A 16,857-nucleotide genomic window follows, 5' to 3' on the forward strand; every position below is an offset into this window, starting at 1 on the left:
CTCAGCAAAAGTTCGATTTATTCAACAAAGCCTCGAGGAATTGAAACGCCTGAGCAGCTTGAAGAGCTTGGAATTAATGTTTATGCGAGTATTCCGATCGCAGAAACATTTTCCAAAAGTGTGGTGCAGAAAAAAGGATGGAGTAAAAAGTCTGCTGAAGAAATTCAGGGCTTCCTGGCGGTTGATAACCCTGCGGATCTGTCAATTGAAGCTATTCGCGGTTTGCGTACCAGCCTTCATTTCGCCATGATGGAAGCAAGAAATAATGTACTGATGATATCTGGTGCGAGCCCTAATGCAGGGAAAACTTTTGTAAGTTCAAATCTGGCGGCTGTAATTTCTCAGACAGGGAAAAAGGTATTGTTTATTGATACCGATATGCGTAAAGGCTACACGCATAAATTGTTCAATGAAAATAATACCAATGGTCTCTCTGATATCCTGTCAGGAAAAGTTGAAATTAATAGGGCATTAAAAAAAGTCGTATCAGGTGATTTTGATTTTATTTCACGGGGAATGGCTCCACCAAACCCAGCTGAATTACTAATGCACAGACGTTTTGGTGAACTGCTAAATTGGGCTAGTGAAAACTACGATATCGTTGTTCTTGATACACCACCGATTCTGGCTGTTACTGATGCAGCAATAATTGGTAATTATGTAGGCACAACTCTACTGGTAGCTCGATTTGAATTAAATACAGCAAAAGAAATTGAAGTAAGTGTTAAACGATTCGAACAAGCCGGTGTAACAGTGAAAGGCTGCATATTGAATGGTGTTGTAAAAAAAGCAAGTAGCTATTATGGCTATGGCTATAGCCATTATGGATATTCATATACTGATAAGCAGTAAATTTCAATGAGGCAGGGTTTTAAAACCTGCCTTAAATTTCATCCTTCCGTGAATATTTAATCAGAAATTAGATGCAATGCAGAGAGGGTATATGACGCTTCTCGTCAGAAATATTGTTGTCAGTATTGCTTTGGCAATGTCTGATTTTTTTAGTTTTGTTATTTCATTATATTTAGCGATAGGGGTTTTATCAATAACGGTTAGCGATTATGAAACAGCCGTTTCAGCCAACCAACTTGAAGGGTGGAAAATACTCCACTGGTTGTTAGCTCTTTGCTGTGTTGCCTGGTATTCTATGAGGCTCCGCCATTATTTCTACCGTAAGACATTTTGGTTTGAATTAAAAGAGATACTGCGTACTTTAGTTATTTTTGCTGTAATTGAGATTGCAGTTTTGGCATTTGCAAATTGGTCCTTTTCAAGGTTTTTGTGGGGACTAACCTGGGTTTTTGTTTTGCTATTGGTGCCTTTAGCAAGGATGGTAACGAAACGTGTGTTGGATGTGTTTGGATTATGGCACAGAGATACATGGATTATAGGCAGCGGAGCTAATGCGCAGGAAGCCTATAAAGCTATTAATAGTGAGCGTAATCTTGGGCTGGTTATTGTAGGGTTTATTGAGACAACTGAGGAGTTATTAGAAAACAAATATATTGATGGTGTCCCTGTACTGGCGAATGATCCTACCTGGTTATCATCAATGGATAAAAAGACTCAGTTTATTGTGGCCGTTGAATCATACCAGAGCGACGTCCGAAACACATGGTTGCGTAATTTTATGATTAAAGGTTATCGGTATATCTCTGTTATTCCAACATTGCGTGGGATGCCTCTCGATAGTACAGATATGTCTTTTATTTTTAGTCATGAAGTGATGATATTTCGTGTTCAACAAAACCTTGCAAAGTGGTCCTCAAGGATTCTCAAACGCCTCTTTGATATTGTTGGCTCAATATCAATAATCGTTATTCTTTCTCCAGCATTGATATATATAAGCCGTAAAGTGAAAAAGGATGGTGGGCCTGCTATTTATGGACATGAACGCATTGGTAAAGGTGGGCAATCATTCAAGTGTCTTAAGTTCCGTTCAATGGTGATAAATTCTAAAGAAGTCCTTGAAAATTTATTAGAAAATGATCCTGAAGCAAAAAAAGAATGGGATGCTACTTTTAAATTAAAAAATGATCCTCGAATTACAAAAATTGGAGGATTCCTTCGTAGGACTAGCCTGGATGAATTACCGCAGTTATTCAATGTCCTGAAAGGAGAGATGAGTCTGGTTGGACCTAGGCCGATCATTACTGCTGAACTAGAACGATATAATGAAGAAGTGGATTATTACCTCCTTAGTAAACCGGGAATGACTGGCCTTTGGCAAGTAAGTGGTCGTAGCGATGTTGATTATGAAACTCGCGTATATCTTGATGCTTGGTATGTTAAAAATTGGTCTATGTGGAACGATATTGCGATTCTTTTTAAGACTATTGGAGTTGTATTAAAGAAAGATGGAGCATACTAAAAAGACTTATTTATTGCTGTTCTGTTTCTGACTATAGTTGTTTTTGATTACATCAAATGAAAATGTGATAATTATGAATAGTGGTAAAAATATAAATATAATCATTGATGGCATTTCTAATAGCGGTGGTACAGATCGCGTGTTATCTATGATTTCGAATATGTTTGTACTGAATAATAATAAAGTAACTGTCTTTAGTTTGAATGATTCGATTCCATATTATAAAATCTCCACAGAAGTAAAAATAATTAGTCCTTCAACTAAGGGACGACTAGCTAAACTGATGTCTTTTGTAAGACATGTAAAAGTAGATAATCCTGATATAATCATTGTTGTTTCTATGGGACGTTTATCTGCTCAAATTATTCCCTTATTGAAAGTATTTAAATGTAAATCAGAAATTATTTGTTATGACCATGTATCTATTGAATCATTCCCTACTTACATACGTATGATAAAAAGGATAGCATATTATCTTGCAGATAAAATTGTAGTATTAACTGATTCTGATAAAAGGTTTATTCAGGATAATTATAAAATTGATAATGTATATGTCATAAGAAATCCTTCACCTTTTGATGAAAATACGATCGAGCCTAGTGAATTACAGCATAAGATAAAAAAGATTCTTGCCGTAGGAAGGCTGACATATCAGAAAAATTTTCATCGACTAATTAATCTTTGGAGCAAGATTGATAGTACAGGTTGGGAATTGTGTATAGTTGGGGAAGGGGACGACTATGAGTCACTTATAAATCTTTGTCAACGCCTTGAACTGAATAATATAAAAATTAAGAAACCGGATAAAAATATCCAACTATTATATAAAGAGTCCTCCGTTTTAGTTATGACCTCTCGTTATGAAGGATTACCGATGGTCTTAATTGAAAGTAAAAATTTTGGTTTACCAGTAATTGCGTTTGATTGTAAAACCGGACCTGCAGAAATAATATCTAATGATGGCTACTTAGTTGATTATTCAAACGATTGTGAATTCTTAATTAAATTAGAAAAACTAATGTTTAATCATGAGTTAAGAAAAGAACTTTCTTTAAATGCTATTAAAAATTCAAAAAACTACTCTTGTGAAAATATTTATTTACAATGGCTGTCTGTATTAAAATGATTACTTAAAAGTAACCAGTAGAGGAATAAAATGTTTTCAGTATTGATGTCTCTCTATATAAAAGAAAATCCTAACTATCTAAAGTGCTGCTTAGATAGTTTAGTAATTCAGTCACTAAAACCTAGTGAGGTTGTTATTGTCTATGATGGTGATGTTGGGGAAAAATTAAGTCTTGTAGTTGATTCATTTCAAGATAAGTTACCATTAAAAATAATTAAATTAAAAGATAATGTAGGTCTTGGCATAGCATTAAAAATTGGATTGAGCCATTGTTCTAATAATATTGTAGCAAGAATGGATACAGATGATATCTGCAAACCTGAAAGATTTGAAAAGCAGTTAGGAATAATGAATAAGGAGCCTTCATTAGTTATGCTTGGTTCAGGTATTATTGAATTTGATGAACAAAATAACCAGCGTGAAAAGGTATTACCATGTGAAAAAAATAAAATACTAGAGTTTTCAAAACTAAAAAATCCTTTTAATCATATGACAGTTGTTTTTAGAAAGAATGAAATTCTGGCCGTCGGAGGTTATCAAGATCATCTATTTATGGAGGATTATAATCTCTGGCTAAGGCTACTGGCAGCAGGTTATGAATTACGTAATATAAAAGATATACTCGTCGATGCCAGAGTTGGAACCGATATGGTAAAAAAGAGGAAAGGACTTCGCTATATTAAGAGTGAGTATAAATTAATGAAAATAAAGAATGAATTGAACATAACTGGTTTTTTCGAAGGTGTTGGGATATTTATCTTTAGGTCATTAACCAGATTATTGCCTACATCCTTATTAGAGAAGTTATATAATAAAGATAGGACAAGCATTAACGGCATATATAAATAAGATGATGTGAAATGAAGAAAATATCTATTATAATCCCCGTATACAATGTCGAAAAATACATTGAAGAATGTATTACAAGTTTACTTTCTCAATCATATCATAACTACGAAATAATAATTGTTAACGATGATACACAAGACGCCTCGATAGATAAAATAAGGTATTTAATAGATTGCAATAGTAATATCAAGCTAGTGGAAAAAGAAAATGGAGGGTTGTCCTCGGCTAGAAATTTTGGTTTAAAATACGCTACTGGAGAGTTTATTACATTTGTAGATAGTGATGACTTTATTGATAAAGACTTTCTTAAATTAATGATATCCGCGATTGGTGATGCTGATATATGTTCGTGTGGATATAAAGAAGTTAACGAAGAGGGGCAATTTATTAGGCAAAGGAACAATGTTTTTTTTGCGACAGATGATTTATTTGGAAAAGCTATAGAGTGTATTAATATTATTCCTAATGCATGGGGGAAAGTGTATCGAAAAGAGTTGTTTAATGATATTAAATATCCAGAAGGAATGTTATTTGAGGACTATGCAGTTTTATACCAACTGTCATATGGAAAGAAAATTGTATTTCAGGATAATGCTTTATATAATTATAGAATCCGTTCTGGTTCAATAATGCGGGATTTTAATAATAATATAATCGATCATAAATTTATCATTTTAAATGAAATATATAATTTTTTAAATAAAAATAAAATATATCATAAATATAAAAATAATTATAGCAATGCGTATATTTATCATGGGGTTTTCGTTACGTCATGTATTATAATAAATCAAACCTATGATCTCAGTTTACTTCTAAAAATGTTATCCAAAGTTAACACAGAAGTATTTACTCTCAATAATATCATGTTCAGTAAGAGTATCCCGAAAAGTATAAAATTATATCTATTGATTTTGAAGTATTTACCCTCAATAGCTATTTCTTTAAAAAGAATTCAAAACAAGATAAAATCATAAGGTATATAAATTAATTTAAGTTAAAAGGACTCGAGCATGAAAAATATTGAAATACAAGAAAAACCATTAATTACAGTATATATTCCTACTCATAATAGATCAATTTTACTTAAAAGAGCTGTTGATTCAGTATTAAGACAAACATATGAGAATTTCGAAATAATAATATGCGATGATGGATCGTCAGATAATACTGCTGATTATCTCGTTGATTTAGCTAGTAGAGACCATCGAGTTAAATTTATTCGTAATAACGAACCAAAAGGAGCTTGTTTTTCAAGGAATAGGTGCATCGAATTGGCAAAAGGAGAATTCATTACAGGTCTCGATGATGATGATGAATTTGTCGAAAATAGGCTTCAATTATTTATGGAAAGTTTTCAAAGTCATGGATGGAATATTATTTCTAGTAATAGAGTTTTTAGGGGGAATAATGGGGATTATATTGGTGAAGTCTATGAGGGTATAGTTACGAAAGAAATGCTTGGTAGTAGAAATATTATAGGTAATCAAGTTTTTACTAAAACTAAATATTTTATTGAAGTCGGTGGATTTGATACATCTTTTCCTGCTTGGCAAGATTATGACATGTGGTTCCGTGTAGTTCAAAAATTTGGTCCTAGCCATAGAATTTCAAACGCATCATATATTTTTTATGTTGACGAAGACCGTCCTAGAATAACTACAGGGAGCAGAGCGTATCACGGCTACCAGTTATTTATAGAGAAACATAAAAATGAATTAAGTTCTAAACAACTTAACAGTCTTTTTTTTCAAGATCTTTTAAATAGGAATCAAAAGATAAAGCTTAAATATGTCATAGACTATTTTACTCTAACTAACCTGCTAACTTATATTAAGCTTAGCCTTAAGGAAATTGATTTTATACATAAAGCTTATTATTATCTTTATAAAAAGAAAAACATAAAATGAGTTAGGTATAAAGTAGGGGGTGGCTATTGTAATAACCAAATCGAATCGTTTAATTTATTTATTGATTCACAATTTTAGAATTAATTTAATAGTGCATTTAATTTGATAAATAAATATGAAAATTAATAAATATTTACCCATAGCTATATGCGCCACGGCTTTAATTCCTATTGCTGGGCTACTTTTTTCATTACTGTCAATATGCAAAAATGGTAAAAACAGAATCTCTTTTTTACTGATTTCTTTTTTCTATTTTTTCTTCCTTATTAGACTTCCGCCATATGGTGACTCTTACAGGAGGTATGGGGATTTTCTAAGTTATGCACCTCATTCAGAGGTAACCAGTTTCTTATCCGGTCATCCAGATATTTTCTATTACTTAGGTATTGTGGTCTTTCGGAACTTAGATATTGCGTATTATATAATGCCTGCGACATACGGTGCTTTGATGATATATCTATTGCTTGCATCGTTAAGAAATATGTTATTTATATTTGATTGTGAACTTTCGGGGTTTAAAAAAATATCAGCATATGTGTTGCTTTTATCTGCTTTTGATATTGTTGGTTATTCATTAGGACTAAGATTTGGTTTATCTATAACTTTAGCCGTTTACGCAATATCTACCTATTCTCGAGGTGATAAGTTAAAAGCGATTTTGGCTATGATATTAACTCTGTTAGTTCATTTTTCTATGGCTTTGATTGTCATTGGATTTATAGCTAGTCGTTTTGTAAATTTAAACAAGAAAAAACTTGTCCTGTTTTCAATTATTTCCTATGTTTTAAGCTCTACTATTTTACCATTCATTTTGACTAAAATTAGCTTAGGTGGGATTGGCGCTTATGCTATAAGTGGATATGTCGATGGAGTTTGGGCGAATGCATCTGACAATCTAAATACGAAAGGAGTTTTTTTCATTAGGAATATGCTGCAACTTTCCCTCTTAGTGCTTTTTTTGCGCGACAAAAATTCGGTAGATATAATTGATCGGGCTATTTGTCTAATAATACCTCTCTCATTTCTCACTGCTGTCTCTTTTACTGCATTTCAGCGTTACTTAGTTGTTTGTAGTCTATTGCTAATGGTTAGAATTATTCCTCCATATATCGGATTGTTATTTAGAAAAATATATTTAATGATAGGGTTTTGCTTTTATGTTTTTGTCAGTGCTATTGTTCTAAATATCTATGTTCAAAGAATGCCTTTTATTTGGGGGGATTTATGGAGAGGGTACTATCAATCTCCATTGACATTAATAAATTATGATGATAAAAAATTCACCAAATATTTAAATGAGGTTACACTTGATGGTGATTGGGTTAAGAATAGACAAGGTGAAAAAGGATAATTACTGAGAAAATAGATAAATAAGCTTTTCTGGAAAATATACGTAACTAGGAAAAGTTTATCTTCGGCATCGCGTTATACCTGACTAACAAGGTTTTATTAATAAATTAATTTAGCTATGGATCTTCTGTTATTGATATTTCTTTTGCTAAATTTACTAAATAGCTGCGCAGAATAGTAGATCACTTATAGGGAACTCAGCCCGGATTGTGCGATCTGATCAATCGCCAAATCAAAACAAATCACCAACCGGACTGAGCGATGCCGATCATAGCACCAAAACCTCGTGACGAACGACGCCTGATGCAGAAAGCTATCCATAAAACACGCGATAAAAATCATGCCCGCAGACTCACGGCCATGTTGATGCTTCATCGGGGTGAACGGATCAGCGATGTTGCCAGAACACTCTGTTGTACCCGTTCATTCGTTGGGCACTGGATTGGCTGGTTCACTGTATCAGGTGTTGAAGGCCTGAAATCCTTGCCCGCAGGACGTTCCCGACGCTGGCCTTTTGAGCATATCTGTACCTTGTTACGTGAACTGATAAAACATTCTCCCTGTGATTTTGGTTATCAGCGTTCACGCTGGAGCACCGAATTACTGGCAATAAAAATCAATGAGATAACCGGGTTCCAGTTGCATGCCGGGACTGTGCGTCGCTGGCTGCCCTCTGCCGGACTGGTATGGGGCAGAGCCGCACCAACGTTGTGTATCCGCGATCCTCATAAGGATGAAAAAATGGCTGCAATCCATAAAGCACTGGGCGAATGCAGCGCAGAACACCCGGTTTTTTATGAGGATGAAGTGGATATCCATCTCAACCCCAAAATCGGCGCAGACTGGCAGTTACGCGGGCAGCAAAAACGGGTTGTGACGCCGTGGCAGAACGAAAAATACTATCTGGCCGGAGCATTGCACAGCGGAACGGGCAAAGTCAGCTATGTGGGCGGCAACAGCAAAAGTTCGGTGCTGTTCATCAGCCTGCTGAAGCACCTTAAAGCCACATACCGACGGGCAAAAACCATCACGCTCATCGTGGATAACTATATTATCCATAAAAGCCGTGAAACACAGCGCTGGTTGAAAGCAAATCCCAAATTCAGGGTAATTTACCAACCGGTTTACTCGCCGTGGGTGAACCACGTTGAGCGGTTATGGCAGGCGCTTCATGACACGATAACCCGTAATCACCAGTGCCGCTCAATGTGGCAGTTACTGGAAAAGGTTCGCCATTTTATGGAAACAGCCAGCCCATTCCCCGGAGGGAAACATGGTCTGGCAAAAGTGTAGCGGTATTAGGCGCAGCTATTTAGTTTCGTATGAATAATTGCATAATAAGTATAAGATAAAGTTAGTGGATATGAGTGTACAAATAGGGGGATTTAAAAGATGTCAGATAAATCTGCTCATTAGCTATTTACTTTTTTAATCATGTGAGATGATGCATGCGCAGAGGTGTGAAGTATATTTTTACATAGATGTGGGTAATGTAAAATTTGCTTCAAATTATTACAATAATATTCGATGTTAGCAGGCTTTACATAATATCATAGTTTAACTGAGTTAAACTGAGTTAAACTGAGTTAAACTGAGTTTAACTGAGTTAAAATGAATACATGTATCAGTCTAAGTTTAACTGTAATTTGTGAAAAATTATAAGCAATGCCTTTTTTGATAATGAGGTGTGTTTTAATGAAAATGTTATTGTTGCTTATTTCGTTGAGTGCTCTGTATCAACCGATGATTTATGCTCGAACCGATTATATATATCCAGGGAAAGTTTGGCCGGATGTCAAAAGTAATCCAATAAATGCACATGGTGGTGGTATATATTATGATGGTGAGTACTATTATTTTTATGGAGAGTATAGAGTAGGTAAGAGTATATTCTCTAATGAGTGGCAAGGAAGTAACCAGAAAGTAAATATGTACCGTTCAAAGGATTTGGTTCACTGGATGCCTGTTGGTATCGTTTTAGATTTGTCTCACCTACCAGAAAATTATCAATTAGAAAGACCTAAGATTATATATAATAAAAAAAATAAAGAGTATGTAATGTGGTTTCATTTAGAGAAAAATAAAAAATTCACTGATGGTAGTGGTGAGGCTGGTGTAGCAACATCCAATAATATCACGGGACCTTATACTTTTATTTCTGCTTCTTACTCTAATGCAGGAGTAAAACCATTTTCTCCAGCTGCAAATACAGATTCTTCTAATTGGTTTGTTAGGCAAGCGAATAAAAGATTTGAAAAGTATTTTTCTCGTGGGCAGCCAGTCAGAGATATGGCCCTTTTCGTGGATGATGATGAGAAAGCTTATCTTATTTATGAATCAGAAGATAACTATTCTCTTCAGGTAGCAAGATTATCTGATGACTATAAATCTTTTTCAGGAGTTTACTCCCGGATTTTAGTTGGGCAATTAAATGAAGCCCCTTCTATTATGAAATATAAGAATAAATATTATTTGATTACTTCTGGTCTCAGTGGTTATAGGCCAAATGCAGCGAGAATATCAGTAGCCGATAATATTTTGGGGCCTTGGGTTACACTTGGGAATCCTATGTCCTCATTTAATTCTAATGACATTTTAACATCGTTTCACTCGCAACCAACTTACATACTGAAAGTGAAAAGTGATAAATATATATACTTAGGTGATCGCTGGGATTTTAAAAATAATTCTTACAGTGATCTGTGGAAAAGTACATATGTATGGTTGCCTATAAATTTTTCTAACGAGATACCATCTATCTCTTGGGTTGAAAAATTATCCCCAGATTGATTTTTCATCATAATAGAAAGTAAGTATTCTATGATAAGGAATTAAAATTGAATAAAAGTGTTTTTTCAAACTCCTTGTGGATGATGTCCGAGAAAATAATCTCTATTTTTGGTTTGATATTTGTCACGTCTTATGTTGCTAAGTATGTTGGGCCAAATATTTATGGGCAAATAGCGTTTGCCACATCTCTATTTCAAATAGTTCAAATTGTATCGCAAATGGGTAGTGATGTTATTATTTTTAAAAGACTTAGCAAAAATAATTCTTCAGGGATAAAATTAATCAATGAAACATCTTTTATACGTGGGGTTGTTTATATATTTATATCAATCCCTATAGTTTTTTGGTCTATAGAAAGTGAGAATAACTACAGTCTTTATTTTATTGTAGCATGTTGCTTATCCTGTTTTTTTACATCATTAGATGTATATTCAGTTTATTATGATGCCAGACTTGAATCAAAAAAAAATGTTTTTGTCAATGTGTTAGGGCTAATAGTGAGTTTATTTTTACGATGGGGAATTGCAGTATTTAAACTTGATCCTGTTTTTTTATCTATTCCAATCATTTTTACAGGTATGTTCCCTTATTTTTTTCGCATGTATCTTTTTAGAAAAAATCTTGGTATAAGAGCATCGAATAAAAAAAATAAATTTAAATACATAAGGTTTTTAATAGCATCGGGTTCTAGTTTTGTTATATCATCTATTTCAGTGGCAATATACACTAGGGTTTCACTGCTATTGCTTGGCTTCTTTTGTGGAAGTTCTTTATTGGGTATATATTCAGTCGCCGTTAGTCTGGCTACCTCATGGATATTTGTTTGTAATTCTTTTATCACATCAAATTTACCCTCTATTTTTTCATCTAACAATGAACTGGAAACGATAAAAATCACTGCAAAACTTAACATATTAGTAATTCTCATAGGGTGTGTCGTCATCTCGTTCGCTATAATAGGTGGGCATTATGGTATATCGCTCTTATATGGTAAAGATTATGTTTTAGCATATACTCCATTTGTAATATTATGTGCCGCCACACTTTTTTCTTCTCTCGGTACAATAGCTTCGAGATTTATTGCAAAATATTCTGGGTATTCATATCTTTCAAAAAAAGCTTTTTGTGTGTTGATTTTAAGTATAATGCTTAACGTGATCTTTATTAATTTATGGGGGATCATTGGTGCTGCTATTGCAACTCTTGCTACAGAGTTTATTTCGTTGACGTTACTGAACTATTTATTTAAAGGTGGGATTGTTTTAAAACTACATGCATACAAAATATTTTACAGAGGTTAACATGCTATATAAAAATATGGTTTTAATCTAGATAACCTATAAAGATATTGTGAATCTATTTGCATAAATTCTTTTAGTTCACTTATATACCTATTTGTGTATTTGAGTTATTATTAGGTTAAACAACTGCGCATATGTCGCAGTGATCACACCTGACAGGAGTATGTAATGTCCAAGCAACAGATCGGGGTTGTCGGTATGGCAGTGATGGGGCGCAACCTTGCGCTCAACATCGAAAGCCGTGGTTATACCGTCTCTGTTTTCAATCGCTCCCGTGAAAAGACCGAAGAAGTGATTGCCGAAAATCCAGGCAAGAAACTGGTCCCGTACTATACCGTGCAAGAGTTTGTTGAATCCCTTGAAACTCCTCGCCGCATCCTGTTAATGGTGAAAGCGGGCGCAGGTACTGACAACGCGATCGATTCCCTTAAGCCGTATCTGGATAAAGGCGACATCATCATCGATGGTGGCAACACCTTCTTCCAGGACACTATCCGTCGTAACCGTGAGCTGTCTGCCGAAGGTTTCAACTTTATCGGTACCGGTGTTTCTGGTGGGGAAGAGGGCGCACTGAAAGGCCCTTCTATCATGCCTGGTGGCCAGAAAGAAGCTTATGAGCTGGTAGCGCCAATTCTCGAGAAAATTGCTGCTCGTGCTGAAGATGGTGAACCTTGTGTTGCCTATATCGGTGCTGACGGTGCGGGTCACTATGTCAAAATGGTCCACAACGGTATCGAATATGGCGACATGCAGCTGATTGCCGAAGCCTATGCTTTACTGAAAGGTGGTCTGGCGCTTTCTAATGAAGAACTGGCGGCAACCTTTACCGAATGGAACGCAGGTGAGCTCAGCAGCTATCTGATCGATATCACCAAAGACATCTTCACTAAAAAAGATGAAGAAGGTAAATACCTGGTTGATGTGATTCTTGATGAAGCAGCCAACAAAGGTACCGGTAAATGGACCAGCCAGAGTTCACTGGATCTGGGCGAACCGCTGTCTCTGATTACCGAGTCCGTTTTCGCTCGTTATATCTCTTCGCTGAAAGATCAGCGTGTTGCTGCTTCTAAAGTGTTGACTGGTCCGCAAGCTCAACCGGCTGGTGACAAGGCTGAGTTTGTAGAGAAAGTTCGTCGCGCGTTGTATCTGGGCAAGATCGTTTCTTATGCTCAAGGCTTCTCCCAACTGCGTGCTGCATCGGATGAATACAACTGGGATCTGAACTACGGTGAGATTGCCAAAATCTTCCGTGCCGGTTGCATCATTCGTGCGCAGTTCCTGCAGAAGATCACTGATGCTTACGAGCAGAATGCAAACATTGCTAACCTGCTGCTGGCGCCGTACTTCAAACAGATTGCTGATGAATACCAGCAAGCGCTGCGTGATGTCGTGGCTTATGCTGTTCAGAACGGTATCCCGGTTCCGACATTCTCTGCTGCTATTGCCTACTACGACAGCTATCGCTCTGCAGTGCTGCCAGCTAACCTGATCCAGGCTCAGCGCGACTATTTCGGTGCTCATACCTACAAGCGCACTGATAAAGAAGGTGTATTCCATACTGAGTGGATGGAATAATCATTTCTGATCAAAGGTAATCAAATCCCGGTTATTAAATAACCGGGATTTTTCTATAAATCTCTCTCAATTCGAATACATTCTGCTACGAATGTTTGCCCTCATATTAGAGCTCGGCTACTTACTCTCGACCATACCTGGTCTGTTTCTTGACATGCATCAGGACAGAGAGTACAACCGCCAGAAGTGTTGATTACAGGGTGGCTACTATGCCGCTGTCCAGTTAACTGATTAAAGTGTGATCGAATGAAAATTACTATTTCCGGTACCGGTTATGTTGGTTTATCGAACGGCATCCTGATTGCGCAGAACCACGAAGTGGTCGCGCTGGATATCGTACAATCTAAAGTTGATATGCTGAACCAGAAGATATCGCCGATTGTCGATAAAGAGATTCAGGAATATCTGGCCGAAAAACCGCTGAATTTTCGTGCGACAACTGACAAGCAAGATGCATATCGCAATGCTGACTATGTCATTATCGCCACTCCGACTGACTACGATCCGAAGACCAACTACTTCAATACCTCAACCGTTGAAGCCGTTATTCGTGATGTTGCGGAGATTAACCCCAACGCCGTCATGATCATCAAATCGACCATTCCGGTCGGTTTCACCCGGGATATTAAAGAGCGTCTGGGTATCGACAATGTCATCTTCTCCCCGGAGTTTCTGCGTGAAGGACGTGCGCTGTATGACAACCTTCATCCTTCTCGTATCGTCATTGGTGAGCGTTCGGAACGTGCAGAGCGTTTTGCTAACCTGCTGAAGGAAGGTGCAATTAAGCAGGATATCCCGACGCTGTTTACCGATTCGACCGAAGCGGAGGCGATCAAGCTGTTTGCTAATACCTATCTTGCTCTGCGTGTAGCGTATTTTAATGAGCTGGATAGCTATGCGGAAAGCCAGGGTCTCAACAGCAAGCAGATTATCGAAGGTGTTTGCCTGGACCCACGGATCGGCAATCACTATAACAACCCGTCATTCGGCTACGGCGGATACTGCCTGCCGAAGGATACTAAACAGCTGCTGGCAAACTACGAATCGGTGCCAAACAATATCATCGGTGCGATTGTCGATGCTAACCGTACCCGTAAAGATTTTATTGCAGACTCTATCCTTGCGCGTAAACCGAAAGTGGTTGGGGTTTATCGCCTGATCATGAAGAGCGGCTCAGATAACTTCCGTGCCTCCTCGATTCAAGGGATTATGAAGCGCATTAAGGCCAAAGGTATTCCGGTTATTATTTACGAACCGGTGATGCAAGAGGATGAGTTCTTTAATTCCCGCGTCGTTCGCGATCTGGATGCCTTCAAACAAGAAGCTGATGTCATCATTTCTAACCGTATGGCGGAAGAGCTGGCTGATGTTGCGGATAAAGTATATACCCGCGATCTTTTTGGTGCAGACTAAATATATTATTATAAGGCCGATATATTTTGTGTCGGCCTTGTATTTTCTAGCTTTAATACGTAATGTCTGAAATGTAGATAATAATTTGGAAATGATATATTAGGAGGATTAAGTTTTTTTTAGTTTTTATAATATAGAAATAACTAGCAGAATTGAGCGATATTGTGGTTAGCATAGATAGTCCAGAAATATAATAATTTATATAGGATGGTCTTTTTTTTCATATGGTTTACTTTCCCTTAGTATAATTGCATGCCCAATGTGCTCTTTTCCAGTTTGTTTGTCTATATGAAGATGAGAGAGTTAGTTGCTATTGTATATATAAATTTGCAACTTTGGTTATATATCCTTCGGGTTAGGAAAATTATTTATATACCATTCTTAGTATTATCTTTTATTACTTTTTGAGTGGTGTTTGTAGTGAAATAGGAAAACAATTAGAAACAGTAAAGTATAGGCTTATAAATTATCTAATTAAAAAAGTATTCGTCTCATTAATTAATATTTTCTGATGTGATATTATGACTATCTTTTTATATGTATAGATAATTAAATTAATTGTGAACGTTACAATAAATAAATTTATCTAGGCTTTTTATTATACGTGCAAAATATGTAACATCTCGCGAGAGAAAACGGCGTTCTAATTCCTTTCTATAAAGAAATGGGATAGATATTTTAACTCGAGATGTCTTTTTTGAAAGTAAGGATTTAGAAATGAAAAAGATTTTTTGTATTACATGCCATAAAATATCGAATGCCCTTTCTATTACCGTTGAATACCTTTCTTCATTTTCCGAAAATACTATTTTAATACATGTTGATAAAAAATCAAAAATAGAAGGTTTTTATAATTTACTTCATTTCAATAAAGATAATGTTGTATTCATTCCAGACCGTATCGATGTTACTTGGGGTACGTATAGTCAGATTCAAGCATCATTGAATCTATTTAACAAAGCTTTGGAATATGATTTCGATTATCTTTTTTTATTGTCTGGAGATGATATCCCATGCATGTCAAATGAACAAATTAATGTGCAACTAAATACCATCGGGTTTTATAATCTTATTCATTATCAGGATGGGCGGAATAGTTTTGTTGATCCCATATCTCGAGTAAAATATGTATATCCGGATTTTTTCTTTCTAAGAAATATAGGGATAAAACACAGGTTGTATAAAAGATTGTTTTTTTTGTTAAAGTTTTTATTTGTAAGTAAAAGTTTTAAGAGAAATGGTGATAAAATAGATGGATATTTCAAGGGCACTAACTGGTTTGGTTTGAATAGAGAAACGACAATCGCCATGATGCTCTTTATAAATAATAATGAATGGTATAGAGAATTATACTATAAGTCATGTTGTGCAGATGAAGTTATATTTCATACTGCAATTAAACACCTAGGGCGCGAGGATATATTCCATGATGAAAATTACATAAACGATGCGTTACGCTATATTGATTGGGTTTCAGGTCCCGAATATCCTAAGATACTCAATGAAGAAGATGTAGATAAAATAAAAAAATCAAACTGTATTTTTGCAAGGAAATTTCCACATGATATAGCCTCTGAATTGTTTTATAAAATAATCGAGTAATTTCGAGAGTGAGTTATATTATTGAAATACTTGGTTTGATATTTTTTCATTGAAAAATTTATAGTTACATAAATGAGGTGAATAACCATTCATTAGGTTTGTTCCTCACATAAAATATGAGTTCGATTAGGGCTGTAAATTCAAATGATAAATAAAGTGCAGATTGCTAAAGTATAAAGATTGTTGGATAGTGTCAACATGATTCTTTAAATGATGGTAATCTGGTGATAATAAATGTTAAGACTTTTTAAAATAAATGGTGGTGCCGTGATGTTAGATAGACAATATATGATAAAAGATAAAAAAGATCTTGTTAGGTATTTGGAGTGTGATAGGATAGCCTTAAAAAAGGATTATAAAAGGCCTAGATTTATGAAGGACTATGAGTGGCGATTTCAGATACTTCTTAGAAAAACAGAGTATTGGAAAAATAAAAATGGTTTCTTGAAAAAGATAATTTACCCATATTATTTGTTTAAATATAAAAAAATTTCCAGATTAAACTGCCTTGAAATACCATTAAACTGTATAAGAGAAGGATGGTAATGACTCCAACTTACTGATAGTGTT

At 35.5% G+C, this 16,857-nt stretch carries 14 protein-coding genes; all 14 read left to right on the top strand.

Annotated elements, in window-relative coordinates:
* Window positions 1–852 (top strand): polysaccharide biosynthesis tyrosine autokinase (locus HMPREF3140_RS25500; protein ID WP_139146169.1); only part of this gene is annotated, 852 nt, incomplete at its 5' end.
* 91 nt (window positions 853–943) lie between these two features.
* The gene (gene wbaP, locus HMPREF3140_RS25505; protein WP_023328467.1) at window positions 944–2,371 is read left to right on the top strand and encodes an undecaprenyl-phosphate galactose phosphotransferase WbaP; all 1,428 of its coding nucleotides are present in this window, start codon (window positions 944–946) and stop codon (window positions 2,369–2,371) included.
* Window positions 2,372–2,444: 73 nt separating this feature from the next.
* Complete coding sequence (locus tag HMPREF3140_RS27950) at window positions 2,445–3,497, top strand: glycosyltransferase family 4 protein (protein ID WP_071953808.1); 1,053 nt, start codon at window positions 2,445–2,447, stop codon at window positions 3,495–3,497.
* 30 nt (window positions 3,498–3,527) lie between these two features.
* On the top strand, window positions 3,528–4,346 hold the full coding sequence (locus HMPREF3140_RS25510) for a glycosyltransferase (RefSeq protein WP_032411936.1): 819 nt from the start codon (window positions 3,528–3,530) through the stop codon (window positions 4,344–4,346).
* Between the two features lie 11 nt (window positions 4,347–4,357).
* Window positions 4,358–5,323, top strand: a complete 966-nt coding sequence (locus HMPREF3140_RS25515) for a glycosyltransferase family 2 protein (RefSeq protein ID WP_050484904.1) — start codon at window positions 4,358–4,360, stop codon at window positions 5,321–5,323.
* Window positions 5,324–5,359: 36 nt separating this feature from the next.
* The gene (locus HMPREF3140_RS25520) at window positions 5,360–6,256 is read left to right on the top strand and encodes a glycosyltransferase (protein ID WP_064141386.1); all 897 of its coding nucleotides are present in this window, start codon (window positions 5,360–5,362) and stop codon (window positions 6,254–6,256) included.
* Between the two features lie 115 nt (window positions 6,257–6,371).
* Window positions 6,372–7,607, top strand: a complete 1,236-nt coding sequence (locus tag HMPREF3140_RS27955) for an EpsG family protein (protein WP_023328472.1) — start codon at window positions 6,372–6,374, stop codon at window positions 7,605–7,607.
* 260 nt (window positions 7,608–7,867) lie between these two features.
* The gene (locus tag HMPREF3140_RS25525) at window positions 7,868–8,899 is read left to right on the top strand and encodes an IS630 family transposase (protein WP_072000346.1); all 1,032 of its coding nucleotides are present in this window, start codon (window positions 7,868–7,870) and stop codon (window positions 8,897–8,899) included.
* A gap of 402 nt (window positions 8,900–9,301) precedes the next feature.
* Window positions 9,302–10,396 (top strand): glycoside hydrolase family 43 protein, encoded by a 1,095-nt coding sequence (locus HMPREF3140_RS27960; protein WP_023328474.1) that lies wholly within the window; start codon window positions 9,302–9,304, stop codon window positions 10,394–10,396.
* A gap of 47 nt (window positions 10,397–10,443) precedes the next feature.
* Window positions 10,444–11,697 carry an oligosaccharide flippase family protein gene (locus HMPREF3140_RS27965; RefSeq protein ID WP_023328475.1) on the top strand — a complete coding sequence of 418 codons (1,254 nt, stop codon included), beginning with the start codon at window positions 10,444–10,446 and terminating at the stop codon, window positions 11,695–11,697.
* 168 nt (window positions 11,698–11,865) lie between these two features.
* Window positions 11,866–13,272, top strand: coding sequence for an NADP-dependent phosphogluconate dehydrogenase (gndA, locus tag HMPREF3140_RS25535; protein ID WP_023328476.1), 1,407 nt, complete (start codon window positions 11,866–11,868; stop codon window positions 13,270–13,272).
* A 246-nt stretch (window positions 13,273–13,518) separates the two neighbouring features.
* Complete coding sequence (gene ugd / locus HMPREF3140_RS25540; protein ID WP_023328477.1) at window positions 13,519–14,685, top strand: UDP-glucose 6-dehydrogenase; 1,167 nt, start codon at window positions 13,519–13,521, stop codon at window positions 14,683–14,685.
* Between the two features lie 717 nt (window positions 14,686–15,402).
* Window positions 15,403–16,287 (top strand): beta-1,6-N-acetylglucosaminyltransferase, encoded by an 885-nt coding sequence (locus tag HMPREF3140_RS25545; protein WP_032411931.1) that lies wholly within the window; start codon window positions 15,403–15,405, stop codon window positions 16,285–16,287.
* Between the two features lie 234 nt (window positions 16,288–16,521).
* Window positions 16,522–16,833, top strand: a complete 312-nt coding sequence (locus HMPREF3140_RS25550; protein ID WP_050594845.1) for a hypothetical protein — start codon at window positions 16,522–16,524, stop codon at window positions 16,831–16,833.
* Window positions 16,834–16,857 lie beyond the last annotated feature (24 nt).

Origin of the sequence: Klebsiella sp. HMSC16A12 (assembly GCF_001808265.1) — a bacterium.
Classification (GTDB): Bacteria; Pseudomonadota; Gammaproteobacteria; order Enterobacterales; family Enterobacteriaceae; genus Klebsiella; species Klebsiella pneumoniae.

Coding starts and splice junctions, on each gene's coding strand:
- wbaP (WP_023328467.1), top strand. CDS start 944: ATGACGCTTCTCGTCAGAAATATTGTTGTCAGTATTGCTTTGGCAATG.
- HMPREF3140_RS27950 (WP_071953808.1), top strand. CDS start 2,445: ATGAATAGTGGTAAAAATATAAATATAATCATTGATGGCATTTCTAAT.
- HMPREF3140_RS25510 (WP_032411936.1), top strand. CDS start 3,528: ATGTTTTCAGTATTGATGTCTCTCTATATAAAAGAAAATCCTAACTAT.
- HMPREF3140_RS25515 (WP_050484904.1), top strand. CDS start 4,358: ATGAAGAAAATATCTATTATAATCCCCGTATACAATGTCGAAAAATAC.
- HMPREF3140_RS25520 (WP_064141386.1), top strand. CDS start 5,360: ATGAAAAATATTGAAATACAAGAAAAACCATTAATTACAGTATATATT.
- HMPREF3140_RS27955 (WP_023328472.1), top strand. CDS start 6,372: ATGAAAATTAATAAATATTTACCCATAGCTATATGCGCCACGGCTTTA.
- HMPREF3140_RS25525 (WP_072000346.1), top strand. CDS start 7,868: ATGCCGATCATAGCACCAAAACCTCGTGACGAACGACGCCTGATGCAG.
- HMPREF3140_RS27960 (WP_023328474.1), top strand. CDS start 9,302: ATGAAAATGTTATTGTTGCTTATTTCGTTGAGTGCTCTGTATCAACCG.
- gndA (WP_023328476.1), top strand. CDS start 11,866: ATGTCCAAGCAACAGATCGGGGTTGTCGGTATGGCAGTGATGGGGCGC.
- ugd (WP_023328477.1), top strand. CDS start 13,519: ATGAAAATTACTATTTCCGGTACCGGTTATGTTGGTTTATCGAACGGC.
- HMPREF3140_RS25545 (WP_032411931.1), top strand. CDS start 15,403: ATGAAAAAGATTTTTTGTATTACATGCCATAAAATATCGAATGCCCTT.
- HMPREF3140_RS25550 (WP_050594845.1), top strand. CDS start 16,522: ATGTTAAGACTTTTTAAAATAAATGGTGGTGCCGTGATGTTAGATAGA.